This is a genomic window from Streptomyces sp. NPDC034037 (assembly GCF_055575715.1).
This window is the reverse complement of sequence record NZ_JBVISC010000001.1, coordinates 1,172,359-1,193,507: the sequence shown is the minus strand read 5'-3', so window position 1 is coordinate 1,193,507 and position 21,149 is coordinate 1,172,359. Positions and strand designations below refer to the sequence as shown.

Below are 21,149 nucleotides of genomic sequence, written 5' to 3'. Positions count from 1 at the left end.
CGTGGGGGAGTTCAGGGGCGGAAGGGTTCGCCGAGGCCGACCAGGATCTCGCGCTCCCCCCGGTAGGGCTCGCGGCTGTGCGCCATGCGGATGTTGTCCACCACCATCAGGTCGCCGCGCCGCCAGGGTTCGCGGACGGTGTGCTTCTCGTAGACGTCGTTGATGAGGTCGACGGTGGCCCGGTCCAGGGGGGTGCCGTCGGCGTGGAAGGTGTTGAACGGCAGCCCCTCGGGGCCGAACTCCAGGGTGAGGAACTCGCGGACCTCGGGCGCCATCGTCCACTCGTTGAGGAACGCGATCTGGTTGAACCAGCAGTCCTCGCCCGTCCCGGGGTGGGTGAGGACGGCGGGCCGCCGCTGGCGGGTGTGCAGCGCGCCCTCCGCGTCCCAGGACAGTTCGATGTCATGGGTGAGCGCGTACTCCTCCACGGCCTTCCGGTCGTCGGTGCGGAAGGCGTCCTGCCAGGCGAGGCCGACCAGCGGGTTGTAGTGCCGGGTCAGGAGCCAGCCGTCGCGGCGGAACGTCTCGACGAGCGGGGCGGGCAGGTCGCGCAGGACCGCACGGGCGTCGGCGAGCGCCGTCACCCCGCCCTCGGCCGGGGCGGTGAGGCAGGCGAACGCCAGCAGGGCGGGCGCCCGCCCGGCGTAACTCAGTTCGTGGTGCATGCACATGGGCTGGTCGGCGGGCCAGTGCGAGGAGGAGTGCACGCCCTCGCCGTACCGGTCGCGGGGGGCGAACCCCTCCCGCTCGGCCAGCGGTTCGCCGATGACCCGCCGCAGCGCCTCGACGGCCGCGGCGCGGCTGTCCAGGCCGAGGCCGCGGACGAGGACGGCCCCGTGCTCGGCGACGGCCGCGCGGATCCGGTCCCGTTCGCCGGTCAGCCACGCGGCGGCGTCCGCGGGCGGGGTCGGGCCCGCGTCGATGCGGGCGAGGGAGGGGGTCGTGGACGAGGTCATGAGAGGTCTCCAACTCTGCGGCTCCCGCCCGGGACCGGGTGGGAGCGGGACGGGGCGGGATCGGGACGGGGCGAGGGCCGCGCCGGGGGTGGGCGCGGCCCTCGCCGGGGTCAGCGCACCGGCCTGCGGAAGGCCCGGACGGCCAGCGTCGAGCCGACCAGGGCGACCAGCGCGCTCGCGCCGAGCGCCGACCACACCTCGGTGCCGAGCGGCCGGTCGAGGGCGAGGCTGCGGGTGGCGTCCATCGCGTACGACAGGGGGTTCACCATGGCCAGGACCTGCAGCCAGTCGGGCAGCCGGTCGGCGGGCACGAACGCGCTGGAGGCGAACATCAGCGGGAAGGTCACCAGATAGCCGGCGCTCTGCATGGCCTCCGAGTTGCGCAGCCAGGCGGCGAGCGCGAGGAAGACCCACGTCATCGCCCACACCACCCCGCAGGTCAGCGCCAGCGCGGCCAGCAGCCCGAGGGCGCCGCCCGCCGGGTCGGCGCCGAGGAACGCCACCGCGACGACCGTCAGGACGACGAGCTGGCCGGCGGTACGCAGCAGATCGGCGAAGCTGCGGGCGAACAGCATCAGCGAGGCGTGGATGGGCAACGTCCGCAGCCGGGACACGGCGCCGTTGTCCATGTCGCGGACCAGGCCGATGCCCGAGGCCACGGCGGGGCCGATGCCGGTGGTGACCAGGAGGGCGGGCAGCAGGTAGTCGATGTAGGAGATGTCGTCGGGCAGCCGGCCGCGGTCCACGATGGCACCGAACACCTGGCTGAGCAGTACCAGCATGAACACCGGCTGCAGCATGCTCAGCACGACGGCCTTGCGGTTGGCGAAGTGTGCCCGGACCGAACGCCCGGTGAGGATCCGCAGTTGCGCCCGGGGACCGCAGCCCCGCCAGGAAAGCCCTGGCGCTGCGTCGGCCGGGACGGGCGAGGGGCTGGTCATGGGATTCCTCCACAGTCGTAGGACCGCTGCACGTGGGAGAGCGCGGAGAGCAGGTCGGTGGACGTCAGCACGGTGCGGGAGGACGTGCTCGCGCCGCCGATCGGCAGCGCCCCGGTGTCCGACCAGCGCAGCCGTCCCTCGTGGTCGATGAAGCTCCTGGTGCGGCCCGCGTTGTCGGGGTGCAGACAGAAGGGGATGTCCAGCAGACCGCGGCGGAACGCGGTGATAAGCGCCTCGCCGATGTCGTCGTGCAGGCCGAGCACGGTGTGCACGAGGGCGCGGGCCTCGGCGTACACCTCGGAGTCGGCGGGGCCGGGCAGCCGGGTGGCACGCGCGGCGGCGGCGGCCGCGGTCTCCAGGGCCTCCACGTTGTCCGCGATCCTCGGGATGTGGTGGGCCTCGGCCGCGGTCTTCACGATCAGCCGGGCGGCGCCGGACTCGACGGCCAGCCGGGCGGCGGCCGTCAGCAGGCTCAGGGCGCCGGGCCGCGACCGCGGGTACACGCCCATGTAGGCGTAGACCACGATGTGCCAGTCGACGCCGGGCAGCAGCTCGCCGGCGAGCCCGCGCAGCGCGGCCACCGCCTCGCGGTCCTGCTCCGGGCTGATCTGCTGGGCGTAGCTCAACGACACGCTGCGCAGGCCGTACTGGGCGAAGAAGGCGCCTTCCAGGGCGCTGATGGCGACGAGCATGGAGGGCGGGCAGAGCTGCCCGAGCATGCAGCCGCCGAAGCTCTCCAGATGCGGGGTGACGGGGGTGGTGGCCTCGGCGAGCATCGTGCAGGCGGTGCGCCAGGCGGCCACCGCGTCGGCCAGGCCGGTGCGGCCGTAGGGCAGGCAGTACGAGACGGGGCCGCCCTCGGTGGCGTCGAGGCCGAGTGCCAGCAGCCGGGACACGATGTGCTCGGGGCGCGGCGAGCCGTGCCTGACCTGTACCGGGAAGTCCGCGTCGAGGATGCCGTCGAGCAGGGCGTGGGTGGTGGCCGCGGGGTGGGTGCACAGCGGGTAGCCGTTGAGGGGCGCGCCCTCGGCGACGGCCTTCCGGGCGGCGGGCAGGTCCCGCACGCGCGTATAGCTGTCCAGGGTGAGGGTGCCGACGGTCAGGGCGTCGGCGGAGCGGGTCGCGGCCAGCCCTTCGCGCATCAGCCGGGGATCGCTGAAGCCCATCCTGGGCTGCACCACGAGCGTGCCGCGCGCGTGGGCCCGCGACACGAACTCGCCGAAGGCGACCGGGCGCAAGGGCGCCGACGTCACGACACGGCTCGGGCGGGCATCCGGGTGGTGGCCAGTTCGCGGAACTCCGCGAGGTCCCCGTCGTCGAAGACGCGGTCGTAGCCCGCGGCGGTCAGCCGGCGCACCAGGCCCACGTTGCGCAGCCCGTCGGTGCCGAGCTTGCCGCCGATCACGACGGCGGTGGCGGCCAGTTCGGGGCGGGCGCGCAGGGCGCGGATCAGCCGCAGACCGTCGGTGAAACCGTGGCCGTTGACGCTGCTGACCACGATCAGGCCCGGGCGCACCGCGAGGGCGCTCTCCACCACCAGGTCGTCGGGCGGGCAGGGGCCGAGATTGGCGACGGTGTGGCCCATTTCCTCCAGGAACAATTGCAGGAAGACCAGATTCCAGGTGTGTGAGTCGGAGGACGTTCCCGTCACGAGAACGGAAGGCGATTCGGTGCCGTGTATCAAATGCATGAGAATCCCGGAGTCGCGAAAAGGAGAGGAGTGGGGGAGGGGGGAGCGAAAAGGGCCCGGGCTTCGACTTTAGTGGCAGGAACGCCCTCCGAAGGCCGCCCCCGCTGGCCGGTACTGGCCTCGCGGACCCCCAGGAGACGTACGACTTGGGGGATTTGACCCCGTTGCGGCCGACGGTGGTGGCACGGGGTGCAGTTTGCTGTCAGGTGCCTTCCCGGCCCGATGGCCCGCCTGTAGAAAGTGTCGCAGTGCCGGATCGGCGCATGGACCGGAAATTCGGGAAACGCGAAGGGCAGGGCCTCGAATATGGCGGATACAGTCACCGCCCTCAATGTCGTCGCGATACTTCGGAGGCACGCCGAGGAGCGGGCCGAAAAGCGCGCGGCGGCATTTGTGACCGACCCCGACCGCGAGGACGGGGTGCGGTGGCTGACGTACGCGGAGCTGGACCGTGCGGCCCGCTCCCTCGCCGTACGGCTGCGCGAGCACGTCGCGCCCGGCGACCGGGTGGTGCTCCTGTACCCGGCCGGACTCGCCTTCCTGACCGCGTTCTTCGGCTGCCTGTACGCCGGCGCCGTCGCCGTGCCCTCCTCCCTGCCCGGCCGCTACCGCCACGAGCGTCACCGGGTCAGGCGCATCACGGACGACGCGGGCGCCGCGGCGGTGCTCACCGACTCCGCCACCCGCGCGGACGTCGCGGACTGGATCGCCGAGGAGGGCCTCGGCCGGCTTCCCCTGCTGGTCACCGACGACGGCACCGGTCCCGGCCCCGAGGGCTGGGCCGCGCCGGACGCCGACCACTCCACGCTCGCCGTGCTCCAGTACACCTCGGGGTCCACCGGCGACCCCAAGGGCGTGATGATCAGCCACGGGAACCTGCTGCACAACACCGACAACCTCGCCCGCCGCTTCGGCCTCGACGCGGGCACGCCCGGCGGCGGCTGGATCCCGCACTTCCACGACATGGGCCTCATGGGCATGATCATGCCGCCGCTGATGCTGGGCTCCGCCACCGTCCTGATGAGCCCCGGCACCTTCCTCAAACGCCCGCACCTGTGGCTGCGCATGATCGACCGGTTCGGCCTCGACTTCACCGCCGCCCCCGACTTCGCCTACGAGGTCTGTACCCGCCGGGTCACCGACGCCCAGCTCCAGGGGCTCGACCTGTCCCGCTGGCGGCACGCCGTCGACGGCTCCGAGCCCGTGCGCGCCGCCGTCCTCGAACGCTTCCAGGCCCGCTTCGCCGGCGCCGGGCTGCGCCCCGAGACCCTTTCGCCCAGCTACGGCATGGCCGAGGCGACCCTCTTTGTCTCCGGCGCCGTCGACATACCGCCGAGTGCCCGCACGGTCTCGGCCGAGCGGCTGGAGCACCACGAGTTCGTGCCCGCCGCGCCGGGCGAGAGCGGCCGCGAGGTCGTCAACTGCGGCCCGCCGACCGGCGCCGAGGTCCGTGTCGTCGACCCCGCGACCCGCCGCCCGCTGCCCGACGGGACGGTCGGTGAGATCTGGCTGCGCGGCCCGGCCATCGGCCAGGGCTACTGGAACCGCGAGGCGACCAACGAGGCCGAGTTCCGCGCCACGGCCGCCGACGGCACGAGCGGCTACCTCCGCACCGGTGACCTCGGGGTCCTGCACGACGGCGACCTCTACATCACCGGCCGCATCAAGGACGTACTGAACCTGCGCGGCCGCAACCTCTACCCGCAGGACATCGAGCACGAACTGCGCCTCCAGCGGCCCGAGCTGGGCCAACTGGCCGGCGCCTGCTTCGCCGTGCCGGGGCTGCGCGGCGACGACGAGGTCCTGGTCGTCACCCACGAGGTGCGCGGCATCAAGGACCCCGAGCGGCTGCGCGAACTCGCCTCCGGCATGCGGCTCGCCGTGGCCCGCGAGTTCGGCGCCCCCGTCGGCGCGGTGCTGCTGCTGCGACCGGGCGCGGTGCGCCGGACCACCAGCGGGAAGATCCAGCGCTCGGCGATGCGGGAGCTGTTCCGCGCCGGGGAACTCGAAGCGACCTACGCCGACTACGACACGAACCTCCTCGCGGAGCCGGCCGCGCCCCCCGCGGCCGCACCCGCAGCCGAGGGGGTACCGGCGTGACCACCACCGCCCCGCGGCCCGCGGGCGCCGCACCCGGCGCCGGGGCCACCGGTCCGGGACCGGTCGCCGAGCTGGTGGCCCTGCTCGACGGGCTCACCGGGCCCGGCCGGCCCTTCTCCGCCGAGGCGCTCGCCGCACTCGACCGGGCCGACGCCTTTCCCGAGGAGGCCTGCCGCGTCCTGGACGCCTTCGGCCTGCCCCGCTACTACGTGCCCGCCGAACACGGCGGCGCCCTGGACGACTTCACCGTAGTCATGCAGCTCCTGCGGGCCGTCGCACGGGTGGACCTCACGGTGGCCGCCGCGCACGGCAAGACCTATCTGGGCGCCGTGTCCACCTGGATCGCGGGCGACCCCGAGCGGGCCGCCCGCCTGGGGCGGCGCATCGCCGACGGCGCGGTCGTCTCGTGCGCCCTGACCGAGCGGCACCACGGCAGCGACCTGCTCGCCGGTGAGGTCGCCGCCCCACTCTCCGGGGCCGGGGAACGCGCCCTGTCGGGCGAGAAGTGGCTCATCAACAACGTCACCCGCGCCGACCTCGTCACCGTCCTCGCCCGCACCGACGAGGCCGGCGGCCCGCTCGGCTTCAGCCTCTTCCTCGTCGACAAGGAACACCTCCCGACCGGGTCGTTCACCGACCTCGCCAAGGTCCCGACGTACGGCATCAGGGGTGCGGCCATCGGCGGCATCGCCTTCCACAACGCCCCGCTGACCGACGCCACACTCGTCGGGGACGCCGGGCAGGGCGTCGAGCTGATCCTCAAGTCCCTGCACGTGACCCGCACGGGATGCGTGGCCATGTCCCTCGGCGCGGGCGACCACGCGCTGCGCCTCGCCGCCGACTTCGCCGCCAGCACCCCCGCGGGACCGGGCGGCAGCCTGACGGACCTTCCCCACGTACGCGAGGAGCTGGGCGAGGCCACCGCGACCCTGCTGCTCGCGGAGGCGACCGGCCTGGTGGCGATGCGTTCGGTGGCCGCCCTCACGGCGGAGATGAGCGTCGTCTCCGCGGTCGCCAAGGCCGCCGTGCCCGCCTACGTCGACGATCTCATCGCCCGACTGCTCCATCTGCTGGGCCCCTACGGGCTCGTCGGCCCCGGCGACCCGCACGGGGAATTCGCCAAGGTCGAGCGGGACCACCGCATCATCGGCATCTTCGACGGCAGCAGTCTCGTCAACCGCAACGCCCTGATCGACCAGTTCCCGAGCCTGGCCCGCGCCTACCGCAAGGGCCGCCGGGACGCGGCGGGCCTCGCCGCGGCGACCACGGTGGGGCGCTCGCCGGGGGCGTTCAGGCCCGAGGCCCTGAAGCTGATCTCCACCGGCGGCATCTCCGTCGTCGCGAGCCTGCCCGCGGCCGTCGCCGAGGTGCGGGCCCTGGTGGCGGCGCACCGCGCCCCGGTCCGACTCGCCGCCCTCGCCGAACGGGTCGGCGCCGCCACCGACCGGCTGCACGAAGAGATGGCCGCCGCACGCTTCGCACCGCGCGCCGTACCGGTCCTCGGCTTCGAGCTGGCCGAGCGGTACGAGCTGTGCTTCGGTGCGGCGGCCGCGCTGCACGTGTGGCTCCGGGCGGTGCCGACGGAGGGCGCCGCGAGTGGCGGCCCGGTGGACGACGCCTGGCTGCGGGGGTGCCTGGTCAAGGTGCTCACCGACCTGGGCGAGGAGGTCGACGCGGTGGACCGGCGGGTCCACGCCGAACTGGCCGACGCACTGCTGGCCCGCCCCGCCGGGCCCGGCGCGCCGTACTCACTCCTCGACCGGCTGGGGGCGAGCGCCAACGTCACGGCCCCCGGCGCCGATTCCCTACCGGCCCCTGCCCCCGCCACCGCCCAGGAAGCGAGCGCCTCATGACCGGCACCGGCACCGGCACCCACGCCGGCTCCTTCGGCGGCACCGGCACCGCTCCCGCCGCCAGCACTGGCACCGCTCCCGCCGCGGCCGGTGCCGTCGAGGAGCGGCTGGGCGACCCCTTCGACGACACGAACCCGTACGGCTTCCGCGCGGTGCTCGCCGCCGACGAGGCCGGCCGGACCCCGCCCGGCGGCGACATCCTCACCTCGCTGGGTCTCGCGGGTGAACCGCCGGCGTCCGAAGCGCTGTGGCACGTCCTGCGCGCCCTGCACCGCCGGTCGCCCCGGGCGGCCGCCGGCCACCCGCCGACCGGCGACGCCGCCGACGTCGTACGCCTCGGCGCCACCGCGGGCGCGCTCGACTCGGCGCTGCGCATCACCGTGCGGCACCTGCGCGCACGCCGGCTCTACGGCGCCGCGGCCATCGACATCCCCTACCTCCGCGCCCTCATCGCCGGCGCCTACGCCGACCTGCTCCTGAGCGAAACGCTCACCGTCCTCGCCGTGCGCGGCGGCGACCCCCGGCCCGCCCTCTTCCTCGGCCCGCGGGTCCTGCAGGGCGCTCTGGACCGGCTGTCGGTCGTCATGGGCTCCCGCTTCTACCTCAGGGAGGGCGAACACGCGGTGTTCCAGGCCCTGTTGGGCCAGGCCCAGCGGGTCCTCTTCGCCCCCGGCGGCCCCGCCCGCCCGGCGGCCCCCGTCACCCCGGACGCCCTCCTGGCCACCCCCGAGGCCGCGGAGCTGTGCGACCCGCGGCTGCTGGCCGTCGCGCCCGGCCGCCGGCTCCTCACCAGCGCCTCGCGGCGGGTACCCCAGCCGGCCGGCCCCGCCGCCGAAGGACTGCACGCACAGCTCGGCGACCGCTACGACGCGGGCCTCTCCTTCGGCCTCACCGGCCACCCGGTCCCCGACCGCCCCTGACCGCCCCGCCCCCGCACGCACACACGGACGTGCCCCACCGATCCCGAGGAGCATCCCCATGCCGGAGACCGGCGTAGAACAGCCCGCCACCGAGACCGCCACCGAGCCCCCCAGCGGGCACACCGCCGAGAGCCTGAGCGCCTGGCTGATCGACTGCGTCGCCGACCACCTGGAGCGGCCCGCGGCCGGCATCGACACCGGTGTCCCGCTGAGCGACTACGGCCTGGACTCCGTGTACGTCCTCGCGGTCGCAGCCGAACTGGAGGACCACCTCGACATCTCTCTCGACCCGACCGTGATGTGGCACAACCCGACCATCGACGGTCTCAGCAAGGCCCTGGTCGAGGAACTGGCCGCGCAGAACGCCTGACCGCCCGCCCCGCCCTGCCGCTCGCCCGCCCCGCCGCTCGCCATCCCGCAGAACCGAGAGAGGACCGCCTCTTCATGTCCGACGTCCGTACGGTCCGTCGACCGGTGTCCGCCGCCCAACTGGGCATCTGGGTCGCCCAGCAACTCCAGCCGGACAGCCCTCTCTACAACTGCGGCGGCTACTACGAGATCAACGGTCCCGTCGACGCGGGGACCCTCGACCGCGCGGTGCGGCGCGCCGTCGAGGAGACGGAGGCGCTGCGCTCGTACTTCACCGAGGTCGATGGCCCTCGGGGTGCCGGCGCCGATGGAGCGGCGGACGTGGACGGGGCCGGCGTCCAGCAGGTCGTCGAACCCGTCGACCCCTGGCCGCTGCGGCTGCTCGACCTGCGCGACCAGGCCGACCCCGAGGCCGCCGCCCACGCCTGGATGCGGCGGGAAATGGCCCAGCCCTTCGACCTCTCCCGCGCCCCGCTGAGCGCGCAGACACTCCTCACCCTGGCCGACGACCGGTCGTTCTACTTCCACCGCTACCACCACGCGGTGCTCGACGGCTTCGGCCACTCCGTGTACGCGGACCGCGTCGCCGCCCTCTACACCGCGCTCCTGGCCGGTGCGGAGCCCCCACCGACCGGCTTCGCGACCCTCGACAGGGTCGTCGCCGACGAGTCCGCCTACCCCTCCTCGCGCCGCCACGCCCGCGACCGCGCCCACTGGCTCGAGGCCTTCGCCGACCTGCCGGAACCGCTGGCCCTGGCGGGCCGCCAGGCGCCCAGTACGTACAGCAGGCTGCGCCGCGTGATCACCCTCCCGCCGACACTCGTACGCGACCTCACAGCCCTGGCCGACCGTCTCGACGCGCAGTGGCCCGCCCTCGCGACGGCCGCCACCGCCGCCTTCTTCCACCGCATGACGGGCCGCACCGACTTCACCTTCGCCCTGCCGCTGGCGGGCCGTACGGGCCGCGCATCGGCCGGCACGCCCAGCGCCATGGTCAACGTCCTGCCCATCCGGATCGCGGCCACCGCGCGACTGCCGTTCGCCGAACTCACCGCGCACGTCTCGCGCGCCCTCGCCGACGTGCTGCGCCACCAGCGCTTCCGGGGCGAGGAACTGGTCAGGGAGCTGGGACTGTCCGGCGGACGGCAGGCCCGCCTCGGCCCGACGGTCAACGTCATGGCCTTCGCCAACGAGCCCTTCTTCGGCGACAGCCCGTCCGTCGCCCATCCGCTCTCCACGGGCCCGGTCAACGACCTGAAGATCAATTTCTACGGTACGGCCGACTCCCGCGCGGGCCTGCGCGTCGAGTTCGACGCCGACCCCGAGCTGTACGACGAGCGTGACCTCATCGCCCACCAGGACCGTCTCGTGCGGGTCCTGGAGGCGGTGGCGTCCGACCCGCAGCGGCCCCTCGGTGAGCTGGAGATCCTCGCTCCGGAGGAGCGGGAACGGCTGCTGGGCGAGTGGAACGGTGTCGCGCGGGATGTACGGGGGGTTTCGCTGCCGGTGCTGTTCTCGGAACAGGCGGCTCTGTCTCCGGGTGCGGTGGCGGTCATCGCCGGTCAGAACTCCGTCACCTATGGGGAGTTGGAGGCGCGCTCGAACCGGGTGGCGCGGTGGCTGATCTCGCGGGGTGTGGGTGCCGAGAGGTTCGTGGGGGTGAAGCTGGGCCGGTCGGTGGAACTGGTCGTGGCCCTGCTGGGCATCGCCAAGGCCGGTGGCGCGTATGTGCCGATCGATCCGGATTATCCGTCGGAGCGGATCGCGCACATCGTGGCGGATGCGGAGCCGGTGCTGGTCATCGATGACGTGGCGGTACTGGGGGAGGCGGACGCGTTTGATGCCGGGCCCGTGACGGACGCGGATCGGTTGTCGCCGCTTGAGCCGCATCACCCGGTGTACGTCATTTACACCTCCGGTTCGACGGGCCGGCCGAAGGGCGTGGTCGTTGAACACGCCTCCGTGGGTCACTACTTGGAGCGGGCCCGTGAGGTGTACGCGGACGCTTCCGGTTCGGCGTTGCTGCATTCCTCGGTCGCCTTCGACCTGACGGTGACTGCGCTGTATTCGCCGCTTGTGTCCGGTGGCCGTGTGGTGCTGGCCGAACTGGATGAGCAGGCGGCTGCACATGGGCGTCCGTCGTTCATGAAGGTGACGCCGTCACACCTCGCGATGCTGGAAGCGCTGCCGTCACAGGTGTCGCCCTCGGGCACGTTGATCACGGGTGGTGAGGCGCTGTCCGGCCAGGCGCTGGCCGCCTGGCGGGAGGCGAGCCCCGACGTCACGGTGGTCAACGCCTATGGTCCGACCGAGGCGACGGTCAACTGCACGGACTTCCGTATCGAGCCGGGCCAGAAGGTCGCCTCGGGGCCGGTGCCGATCGGGCGCCCGTTCTGGAACACGCGCGCCTATGTCCTGGACGCCCAGCTCAACCCCGTGCCCGTGGGTGTGGCCGGTGAGCTGTATGTCGCCGGTGCGGTACTCGCCCGGGGGTACTGGAAGCGCCCGGATCTGACCGCCGAGCGGTTCACCGCCGACCCCTTCGGTCCGCCCGGCTCACGGATGTACCGCACGGGTGACCTGGCCCGCTGGAACGCGGACGGTCAGCTCGTGTACGCCGGTCGCGTCGACGACCAGGTCAAGCTGCGCGGCTTCCGCATCGAACTCGGTGAGATCCAGGCCGTGTTGTCCTCTCATGAGCACATCGCTCAGGCTGCTGTTGTCGTCCGCGAGGACCGGCCCGGCGACCAGCGTCTGGTCGCCTACCTCGTACCGCAGGGAGAGCACGCCCCGGCCAGCGACGAACTGCACGCGTACGCCGCCGCCCAGCTCCCCGACTACATGGTCCCCTCCACCTTCGTCGTCCTGGACGCGCTGCCCTTGACCGTCAACGGCAAGCTGGACCGCCGCGCCCTCCCGGCCCCCGCCTACGAGGCGCAGGGCGAGTCCCGTGCCCCGCGTACACCGCGCGAGGAGATCCTGTGCGGGCTCTTCGCCGACATACTCGGCAAGGAGACCGTCGGCATCGACGACGACTTCTTCCGGCTCGGCGGCCACTCGCTGCTGGCCACGAAGCTGGTCAGCCGCATCCGTACCGCCCTCGGAGCCGAGCTGCCCATCCGGCAGCTCTTCGAGACGCCTACCGTCGCCGGGATCTCCGCCACCCTCGACGGCGGCCTCGGCGGACAAGCCCGCCGTGGGATCGTCGCCGGGCCGCGGCCCGAGCGCATCCCGCTCTCCTACGCCCAGCAACGCCTCCGCTTCCTCGACCTTCTGGACGAGGACAGCACCGCGTACAACGCCCCCGGTGCCCTGCGCCTGACCGGGCCCCTCGACCGGGGCGCCCTGCGGCTGGCGCTCGCCGACGTGGTCGGGCGGCACGAGAGCCTGCGTACCGTCTTCGCCGAGGACGACGAAGGCTTCCGGCAGGTCATCCGCACGCCCGAGCAGGCCCGGGTCGAGCTGCCCGAGCGGGCCGTGACCGAGGAGGAACTGGGCGCGGAGCTGACGGCGGGCGCGCGGTACGCCTTCGATCTGGCCGACGAACTTCCCCTCCGGGCCACCCTGTTCACGCTCGGCGACGAAGAGCACGTCCTGCTGCTCCTGCTGCACCACATCGCCGGCGACGGATGGTCCATGCGGCCGCTGGCCCGTGACGTGGCCACCGCCTACGCCGCCCGCGTCGAGGGACGGGCCCCGGCCTGGGCGCCGCTGCCGGTGCAGTACGCCGACTACAGCCTCTGGCAGCGCGACGTCCTCGGCGCCGAGGACGACCCCGGCAGTGAGATCTCCCGCCAGCTCGCCTACTGGCGGGACGCCCTCGCGGGCCTCCCCGACGCGCTGGAGCTGCCCTTCGACCGGCCGCGCGGCGAGGCCGGTGACGAGCGGGGCGGACGCGTCGACTTCCTCGTCCCCGCCGGGCTGCACGAGGCCCTGGGCGCGCTCGCCGGGCGGACCCGCGCCAGCCTGTTCATGGTCCTCCAGGCCGGTCTGGCCGCACTCCTGACCCGGCTCGGCGCGGGCGAGGACATTCCGATCGGCGCGCCTGTCGCGGGCCGCACGGACACGGCCGTCGAGGACCTGGTCGGGTTCTTCGCCAACACGCTGGTGCTGCGCACCGACACCTCGGGCGACCCCACGTTCACCGAACTGATCGGCCGGGTCCGGGAACGGGGCCTCGCCGCGTACGCGCACCAGGACCTGCCCTTCGAACGGCTGGTGGAGGCCCTCAACCCCGAGCGTTCCCTGGCCCGCCACCCCCTCTTCCAGGTCTGCCTCACCCTGCACAACACCGACCCGGACGCCCTGCTCGCCGAGGTCGCGCAGCTGCCCGGACTGCGGACGCGGCTGGAGCGGCCGGACATCGGGGACGCCAAGTTCGATCTGAACTTCGAGCTGACCGAGCGGTTCGACGCCAGGGGACGGCCCGCCGGGATCGCCGCGGCCCTGGAGTTCGACGCCGGGCTCTTCGACCGGGAGACCGCACGGGCCACCGCCGACCGCTATGTGCGTCTGCTGGTGGCCATGGCCGAGCGCGCCGACCGCGAGCTGTCCGCCGCGGACCTGCTCGACGGGGCCGAGCGTGCCACCGTCCTCGGCGCGTGGAGCGACCTCACCCGTGCGGGCGCCGCCCCCGCCGTCGCCCGCCTCGGCCTGCCCGCCGCACTGCGCGGCAGCGCCGTCTACGTGCTCGACGAGGCGCTGCGCCCCGTGCCGACCGGCGTGCCGGGACAGGTGTACGTCGCGGGCGAGCAGGGCCCGGCCGCCGACCCCGCGCGCTGGGTGCCGTGCCCGTTCCACGGCGGCGGCCTGATGTACCGCACGGGCCGGGTGGGCCGCTGGTCGCGTGCGGGCGAACTGATGCTCGCCGCCACCGCCGAGGAGGAGCGGGCCGCCGTCGCCGCGCCCGTGCGGTCGCGGCCGCCGCGCAGTCCGCGCGAGCAGATCCTGTGCACGATCTTCGCGGAGATGCTGGGCGTGCCGTCCGTCGGCATCGACGACAGCTTCTTCGACCGCGGCGGCCACTCGCTGTCCGCCGTCCGGCTGCTCAGCCGGATCCGTGCCGTCCTCGGCGCGGAGATCTCCATCCGCAGACTCTTCGAGAACCCCACGGTCGCCGGCGTCGAGGCCGCCATCGGCGAGGCGTCCGGCGCCCGCCCGCCGGTCGTGCCCGTGGTCAGGCCGCCCCGCATCCCCCTGTCGTACGCCCAGCGGCGCCTGTGGTTCATCAACCACCTGGAGGGCCCCAGCGCCACGTACAACATCCCCGTCGAGCTGCGGCTCACCGGCACCGTCGACCGGGACGCCCTGCGGCTGGCGCTCGCGGACGTCGTCGCGCGGCACGAGAGCCTGCGCACCCTGTTCACCGAGGACTCCGAAGGGGCGCGCCAGCTCATCCTCGACGCCTCCCAGGCGTGGCCCGAGCTGGTCGAGGTCACCGTCGCGCCCGAGGCGCTGAGCGGGCAGGTCAGGGCGGCGGCGTCGTACGAGTTCGACCTGACGGCCGAACTGCCCCTCAAGGCGTGGCTGTTCACCGTGCAGGGCGGCGCGCAGGTGCTCGTGCTCGTCATGCACCACATCGCGGGCGACGGCTGGTCCATGAACCCCCTGGCCCGGGACGTGTCGCTCGCCTACGCCGCGCGGGTGCGGTCGACGGCCCCCGACTGGGAGCCGCTGCCGGTCCAGTACGCCGACTACACCCTGTGGCAGCGCGAGGTCCTCGGCTCAGAGGACGACCCGGACAGCGAGATGGCCCGCCAGATCGCGTACTGGAAGGAGGCGCTGGCCCAGCTCCCGGAAGAACTCGAACTGCCCGTCGACCGGCCGCGTCCGCCCCGCCAGTCCTACCGGGGCGGCCGGGTCCCCTTCGAGATCCCCGCCGACCTGCACGCGGGCCTGGCCGCGCTGGCCCGCGAGACCCGCTCCAGCCTGTTCATGGTGGTCCAGGCGGCCGTGGCGACGCTGCTGACCCGGCTCGGCGCCGGCACCGACGTGCCCATCGGCAGCCCCGTCGCGGGCCGCACCGACGCGGCCGTGGAGGAGCTGGTCGGGTTCTTCGTCAACACGCTGGTGCTGCGCACCGACACCTCCGGCGACCCGACCTTCGCCGAGCTGGTGGCCCGCGTCCGCGAGACGAACCTCGGCGCCTACGCCCACCAGGACGTGCCCTTCGAGCGGCTGGTGGAGGTGCTGAGCCCGGCGCGCTCGCTGGCCAGGCACCCGCTGTTCCAGGTGCTCCTGGGCTTCGACAAGAACCAGGAGGCGCTGGACGTCCTGCGCCTGCCCGGCCTGACCGTCGACGTCAGCGGCTCGCAGACCGGCCGCGCCAAGTTCGACCTGGCGTTCTTCTTCGACGAGACGTACGGCCAAGGCGGCGAGCCCACCGGCCTGCACGGCGCGGTCGAGTACAACAGCGACCTGTTCGACTGCCGCACGGCCCACGAGTTCGCCGACCGGCTGACCCGCGTCCTGCGCGCCGTCGCTGCCGACCCCGGGCTGCGCGTCGGCGCCATCGACGTACTGGCGCCCGAGGAGCGCCACCGCATCCTCACCGAGTGGAACAGCACCGCGCACGAGGTGCCCGCCGAACCGGTCCCGGTCCTCTTCGAGCGGCAGGCCGCCGAGGTGCCGAGCGCCACCGCGCTGATCACCGACGACGGCTGCGTCTCGTACGGCGAACTCAACGCCCGCGCCAACCGCCTCGCCCGCCGGCTGGCCGCCGACGGCATCGGCGGCGAGGACGTGGTGGTCATCGCGCTGCCCCGCTCGCCGGAACTGGTCACCGCCCTGGTCGCCGTCCTCAAGGCCGGCGCCGCCTACCTCACCCTGGACGTCTCCGCGCCCCCGCAGCGGCTGCGCGCCATCCTCGACGACTGCGCGCCCCGCGCCGTGATCACCGACGGCGCCACCCGGCCGCTCCTCGGTGACACGGCCACCGCCTGGACGGTCCTGGACGAGGCGGACACCGCCGCCGCGCTCGCCGCCGCCGACGGCACCGACCTCACCGACGAGGTGCGCGCGCGCCCCCTCGACCCGCGCCATCCCGCGTACGTCGTCTACACCTCGGGCTCCACCGGCACGCCCAAGGGCGTCACCATGCCGATGAGTTCGCTGGTCAACCTGCTCGCCTGGCACACCGGCACCTACTCGGGCGGCGTCGGCACCCGCACCGCGCAGTTCCTCGCCGTGTCCTTCGACTTCGCCGTGCAGGAGATCCTGCAGGCCCTGGTCGCGGGCAAGACCCTGGTCATCCCCGACGAGCACGTGCGGCGCGACGCCTACGAGCTGGCCGCGTGGATCGCCCGCTACGGCGTCAACGAACTGTTCGCCCCCACCCTGGTGATCGACGCGGTCCTCGCGGCCGCCGCCGACCGCGGTGAACCGCTCGACTCGCTCACCGACCTCTTCCAGGGCGGCGAGCAGTTCCGGCTCAGCGCCGAACTGCGCGACTTCTGCTCGGGCGGCTGGCGGCGCATGGCGCACAACGTCTACGGCCCCGCCGAGACGCACGCCGTCACCACCTCCACCCTGCCCGACGACACCGACGAGTGGCCGTCCGCCGCCTCCATCGGCGAACCCCTGTGGAACGCCACCGTGTACGTGCTCGACGACCTGCTCAGGCCGGTGCCCCCCGGGGTCCGCGGCGAGCTGTACATCGGCGGCGCCCAACTGGCCCGCGGCTACCTCGGGCGCCCCGACCGCACCGCGGAACGGTTCGTCGCCTCCCCGTACGGCGAGCCCGGCAGCCGCATCTACCGCACCGGGGACATCGTGCGCCGGCACCGCTCGGGCGAGCTGGAGTTCCTGGGCCGCGCCGACCACCAGGTGAAGATCGGCGGCTTCCGCGTCGAACCCGGCGAGGTCGAAGCGGTCCTGCAGGAGCACCCCGCCGTCACCAAGGCCGCCGTCCTCACCCGCGAGGACACAGAGGGCCCCGCCCGCCTCGTCGCCTACGTCGTCCCCGAGGCGCACGGCGCCGAGCAGGCCCGCGGCGACCTGGCCCGCACCTTGCGCGGCCACCTCGAACAGCACCTGCCGCACTACATGGTGCCCTCGTCCGTCATGGTCCTCGACGAACTGCCGCTCACCGCCAACGGCAAGCTGGACCGCCGCGCCCTGCCCGCCCCCGTGGCGCCGGCCGGCGCACCGGGCGAGGGGCCGCGCACCGAACGCGAGAAGGTCCTGTGCGACCTGTTCGCCTCGGTCCTCGGCGTCACCGCCGTCGGCATCGACGACGGGTTCTTCGACCTCGGCGGCGACAGCATCATGTCGATCCAGCTCGTCAGCGGGGCCCGCAGGGCCGGGCTCGAACTCTCCGTCCGCGACATCTTCGAGCACCGCACGGTCGCCGCCCTCGCCGAGGTCGTCACCGAGTCGACCGGGGCGCTCGTCGAGGAGCCGGGCGCGGGCATCGGCGACGTACCGCTCACACCGATCAAGCACTGGCTGACCCGGCGCAGCGACGACCTCGACGGGTTCACCATGTCGGCCGTCCTGCGGGTCCCCGCCGACCTCGACGCCACCGCCCTGACCGGCGCCGTGCAGGCCCTGCTCGACCACCACGACGCGCTGCGCGCCACGCTGAGCGCCGCCCCCGAGTGGCGCCTGGAGATCCGCGGGCCGGGCGCGGTCGACGCCGCGTCCGCCGTGCGGCGCGTACCGGCGGCGGGCCTCGACCCGGCCGCGTTCGAAGCCCTCGTGCGCAGGGAGGGCGAGGCGGCCCGGGACCGCCTGGACCTGGCGGCGGGCACGCTCACCCAGGCCGTGTGGCTCGACCGGGGCGCCGACGTGCCCGGCGCGCTCCTCATCGTCATCCACCACCTGGTGGTCGACGGGGTGTCCTGGCGCATCCTCATCCCCGACCTCGCCGAGGCCTACCAGGCGCTGGCCGCCGGCCGTCCGCCCCGGCTCCAGCCGGTCGGCACCTCGCTGCGCCGCTGGGCGCAGCGGCTGACCGAGGAGGCCGCGAAGCCGGCCTGGGCCGCCGACGCGTCCTGGTGGCAGGGCGTCCAGCGGGGCGCGGGACCCGTCCTCGGCAAGCGGGCGCTGGACCCCGCTGAGGACACGTACGCCACGGCCGGCCAGATCACCGCGGAGCTGCCCGTCGCCGTCACGGAGGCGATCCTCACGCGGGTGCCCACGGTGTTCAACGCGGAGGTCAACGACGTGCTGCTGACTGCCTTCACCCTGGCCTGGACGCGCTGGCGGGCCGGGCAGGACACCGGTCTGCTCCTGGACCTGGAGGGCCACGGACGCGAGGAACAGGTCGTGGAGGGCTCGGACCTGTCGCGGACGGTGGGCTGGTTCACCAACCTGTACCCGGTCCGCCTGGACACGGGAACCGCCGATCTCACCGATGCCTTCGCGGGCGGGCCCGCCGCCGGGACCGCCGTCAAACGGATCAAGGAGCAGCTGCGGGCGGTGCCCGACAAGGGCATGGGCTACGGACTGGTCCGCTACCTCAACCCGCACACCGCGGTCGGCTTCGAGGACCTTCCCGCCCCCCAGGTCGCCTTCAACTACCTGGGCCGCTTCCAGGCCGCCGACAGCGACCGGGCCGCCGACTGGACGCCGCTCAGCGGCATCGACGGCGTCGCGGGCGACCCCGCGCACCTGCCCCTCGCCCACTGCCTGGAACTCAACGCCCGTACCCAGGACGGCCCCGACGGCGCCCAGCTGGTGGCGTTCTGGACCTGGGCCGGCGCGGTCCTCGACGAGAGCGGCGTACGCGAACTGGCCGCCCTGTGGTTCCAGGCCCTCGAAGCGCTCGTGCGGCACGCCGAGCGCCCCGACGCCGGAGGCCTCACCCCCTCCGACGTATCCCACGCGTCGATCACGCAGGACGAGATCGACGCGTTCGAAGACGAGTTCTTTGACGACGAGTTCGACCGGTTCGAGGAAGAAGAGGCCCAGAAGTGAGTCGCACCCCGCGGAAGATCGAGGACATCCTGCCGCTGGCCCCGCTCCAGGAGGGCCTGCTCTTCCACAGCGTGTACGACGAGGGCGGCCTCGACCCCTACGTCGTCCAGATCGCCTTCGACATCGAGGGCGCACTCGACGTCGCCGTGCTGCGCGGCGCCGCGCGGACCCTGCTGACCCGGCACGCCAACCTCCGTGTCGCCTTCCGCGAGCGCAAGAACGGCGACTGGGCGCAGCTCGTGATGCGCGAGGTCGCCCTGCCCTGGACCGAGCGGGACCTCACCGGCCTGCCGGAGGCCGAGCGGGAGGCGGCGGCGGCCGAAACCGTCGCCGCCGACCGCGCCACCCGCTTCGACGTGGCCCGGCCCCCGCTGCTCCGCTTCACCCTGATCAGACTCGGTGCCACCCGCCACCGCCTGGTCCTCACCAACCACCACCTGCTCCTCGACGGCTGGTCCCTGCCCGTCCTCATGGGCGAACTGTTCGCGCTGTACGACGCCGGCAACGACCCCGCGGCGCTGCCCCGCGTCCGCCCCTACCGCGACTACCTGAACTGGCTCGCCGCCCGGGACAAGGACGCCGCCCGCACCGCCTGGGCAAAGGCCCTCGCCGACCTCGCCGAGCCCACCCACGTCGCCCCCGACGCGGGCCGCGCCGCCGTCGCCGGAGCCGAGGTCCAGGACACCCTGTCCGCGGCCGGCACCGCCGCCCTCGGCGAGGCCGCCCGCACCCGGGGCGTCACCCTCAACACCGTCGTCCAGAGCGCCTGGGCGATCGCCCTGAGCGCCCACACCGGACGCGACGACATCGTCTTCGGCACCACCGTCTCCGGCCGCCCGCCGGAGCTCGACGGCGCCGAATCCATGGTGGGGCTGTTCATCAACACCCTGCCCACCCGGATCACCCTGCGTCCCGCCGAACCCTTCGCCGACCTCCTCGCCCGCGTCCAGGACGAGCAGGCCCGCCTCACCCCGCACCAGCACCTGGGCCTCGCCGAGATCCAGCGCGTCGCGGGTCACGGCGAACTCTTCGACACCTCCATGGTGTTCCAGAACTACCCCGTCAACCGCTCCGGAGCGGCGGGGGAGGGCATCGGCGCCGCCATCAGCGTCGCCCCCGGCAAGAACCGCGAGGCCACCCACTATCCCCTGCTCCTGATCGCCTCCGCCCGCGAGACCATGCGGCTGCGCCTCAACTACCGCCCGGACGTCTTCACCGAGAGCGCCGCCCGCCGCGTCCTGGACCGCTTCGTGCGCGTCCTGCGCGCCCTGGCCGCCGACCCCGACCAGCCCGTGGGCCGGCTCGACCTGCTCGGCGACGGCGAACGCCACCTCGTCCTCACCGAGTGGAACGACACCGCGCGCGACGTCCCCGACGCCACCGTCCTCGACCTGTTCCGCGAGCAGGCCGCCCGCACCCCCGACGCACCCTCCGTCACCTGCCGCGCCGAGACCCTCAGCTACGCCGAGCTGGACGCCCGCTCCAGCCGCCTCGCGCACCATCTCATCGCGCGCGGCGTCGCCCCCGAGCAGTTCGTCGCCATCGCCCTGCCCCGCACCGGCGAGGTCGTCACGGCCCTGCTCGCCGTCCTCAAGGCGGGCGCCGCCTACCTCCCCGTCGACCCCGACCACCCGGCCGAGCGCATCGCGTTCACCCTCGCCGACACCGAGCCCGCCCTGCTGCTCACCACCGGCGAACTCGCCGCGGGCCTGCCCGCCACCGACACCCCGCGCCTTCTTTTGGACGCCCCCGACCTGGCCGAGGCCCTGGCCGCCGCGCCCGCCCACGCGCCCACCGACGCCGACCGCAACAGCCCGCTGGAGCCCGCCCACCCGGCGTACGTCATCTTCACCTCGGGCTCCACGGGCCGGCCCAAGGGCGTCGTCATCGAACACCGTTCCCTCGGCGCCTACCTGCAGTGGGCCCGCGACGCCTACCCGGCGATGACCGGCACCTCTCTGCTGCACTCCCCGGTCTCCTTCGACCTCACCGTCACCGCCCTCTACACCACCCTCGTCTCCGGCGGCCTGGTGCGCGTGGCGGAACTCGACGAGCACGTCGCCGAGGGCGTCACCCCCACCTTCCTCAAGGGCACCCCCAGCGTCCTGGCCCTCCTCGAAGCACTGCCCGACGAGGCCTCCCCGAGCGAACTCATCATGCTCGGCGGGGAGTTGCTGCTCGGTGAGGTCGCCGACCGCTGGCGGGCCCGCCACCCCGACGCCGACCTCCTGAACGTGTACGGAGCGACCGAGGCGACCGTCAACAGCGTCCAGTACCGCATTCCCGCCGGCACTCCCTCGCCCACCGGTCCCGTCCCCGTCGGCCGCCCGTTCTGGAACACCCAGGTGTACGTCCTCGACAGCGGCCTGCGCCCCGTCCCGGTCGGCGTGCCCGGCGAGGCC

Annotated in this window: 10 protein-coding genes (1 of these 10 running past the window's edge); 6 read left to right on the top strand and 4 right to left on the bottom strand. The window is 73.8% G+C overall.

Translation table 11 applies throughout. From position 1 onward, the window contains the following. Nucleotides 1-11: 11 nt before the first annotated feature. From ACZ516_RS05210 to ACZ516_RS05195, 4 genes are all read right to left on the bottom strand, one after another. Nucleotides 12-956 carry a TauD/TfdA family dioxygenase gene (locus ACZ516_RS05210; RefSeq protein ID WP_469008566.1) on the bottom strand — a complete coding sequence of 315 codons (945 nt, stop codon included), beginning with the start codon at nt 954-956 and terminating at the stop codon, nt 12-14. 110 nt (nt 957-1,066) lie between these two features. Further along, complete coding sequence (locus ACZ516_RS05205) at nt 1,067-1,897, bottom strand: ABC transporter permease (RefSeq protein WP_361076093.1); 831 nt, start codon at nt 1,895-1,897, stop codon at nt 1,067-1,069. Then, nucleotides 1,894-3,150, bottom strand: a complete 1,257-nt coding sequence (locus tag ACZ516_RS05200) for a methylaspartate mutase (RefSeq protein WP_469008564.1) — start codon at nt 3,148-3,150, stop codon at nt 1,894-1,896. The genes ACZ516_RS05205 and ACZ516_RS05200 overlap by 4 nt, the downstream gene beginning before the upstream one ends. Continuing rightward, on the bottom strand, nt 3,147-3,548 hold the full coding sequence (locus tag ACZ516_RS05195) for a cobalamin B12-binding domain-containing protein (protein WP_469008563.1): 402 nt from the start codon (nt 3,546-3,548) through the stop codon (nt 3,147-3,149). The genes ACZ516_RS05200 and ACZ516_RS05195 overlap by 4 nt, the downstream gene beginning before the upstream one ends. 345 nt (nt 3,549-3,893) lie before the next feature. Between ACZ516_RS05195 and ACZ516_RS05190 the strand changes: the two genes are divergently transcribed. The 6 genes from ACZ516_RS05190 to ACZ516_RS05165 form a co-directional block, all read left to right on the top strand. Next, entirely contained in the window at nt 3,894-5,687 is a 1,794-nt protein-coding gene (locus ACZ516_RS05190; RefSeq protein WP_469008561.1) for a fatty acyl-AMP ligase, read from the top strand. Beyond that, nucleotides 5,684-7,540 carry an acyl-CoA dehydrogenase family protein gene (locus ACZ516_RS05185; protein WP_469008559.1) on the top strand — a complete coding sequence of 619 codons (1,857 nt, stop codon included), beginning with the start codon at nt 5,684-5,686 and terminating at the stop codon, nt 7,538-7,540. Before ACZ516_RS05190 ends, ACZ516_RS05185 begins: the two co-directional genes overlap by 4 nt. After that, complete coding sequence (locus ACZ516_RS05180) at nt 7,537-8,460, top strand: hypothetical protein (RefSeq protein WP_469008557.1); 924 nt, start codon at nt 7,537-7,539, stop codon at nt 8,458-8,460. Before ACZ516_RS05185 ends, ACZ516_RS05180 begins: the two co-directional genes overlap by 4 nt. Before the next feature lie 58 nt (nt 8,461-8,518). Continuing rightward, complete coding sequence (locus ACZ516_RS05175) at nt 8,519-8,830, top strand: acyl carrier protein (RefSeq protein ID WP_361076077.1); 312 nt, start codon at nt 8,519-8,521, stop codon at nt 8,828-8,830. A gap of 74 nt (nt 8,831-8,904) precedes the next feature. After that, nucleotides 8,905-18,747 (top strand): amino acid adenylation domain-containing protein, encoded by a 9,843-nt coding sequence (locus tag ACZ516_RS05170; protein WP_469008555.1) that lies wholly within the window; start codon nt 8,905-8,907, stop codon nt 18,745-18,747. Beyond that, on the top strand, nt 18,744-21,149 hold the 5' end (the start) of the coding sequence (locus tag ACZ516_RS05165) for a non-ribosomal peptide synthetase (protein ID WP_469008553.1). It continues 18,084 nt past the right edge of the window; only the first 2,406 of its 20,490 coding nucleotides appear in the window; its start codon is at nt 18,744-18,746; its stop codon lies off the right edge, out of view. The genes ACZ516_RS05170 and ACZ516_RS05165 overlap by 4 nt, the downstream gene beginning before the upstream one ends.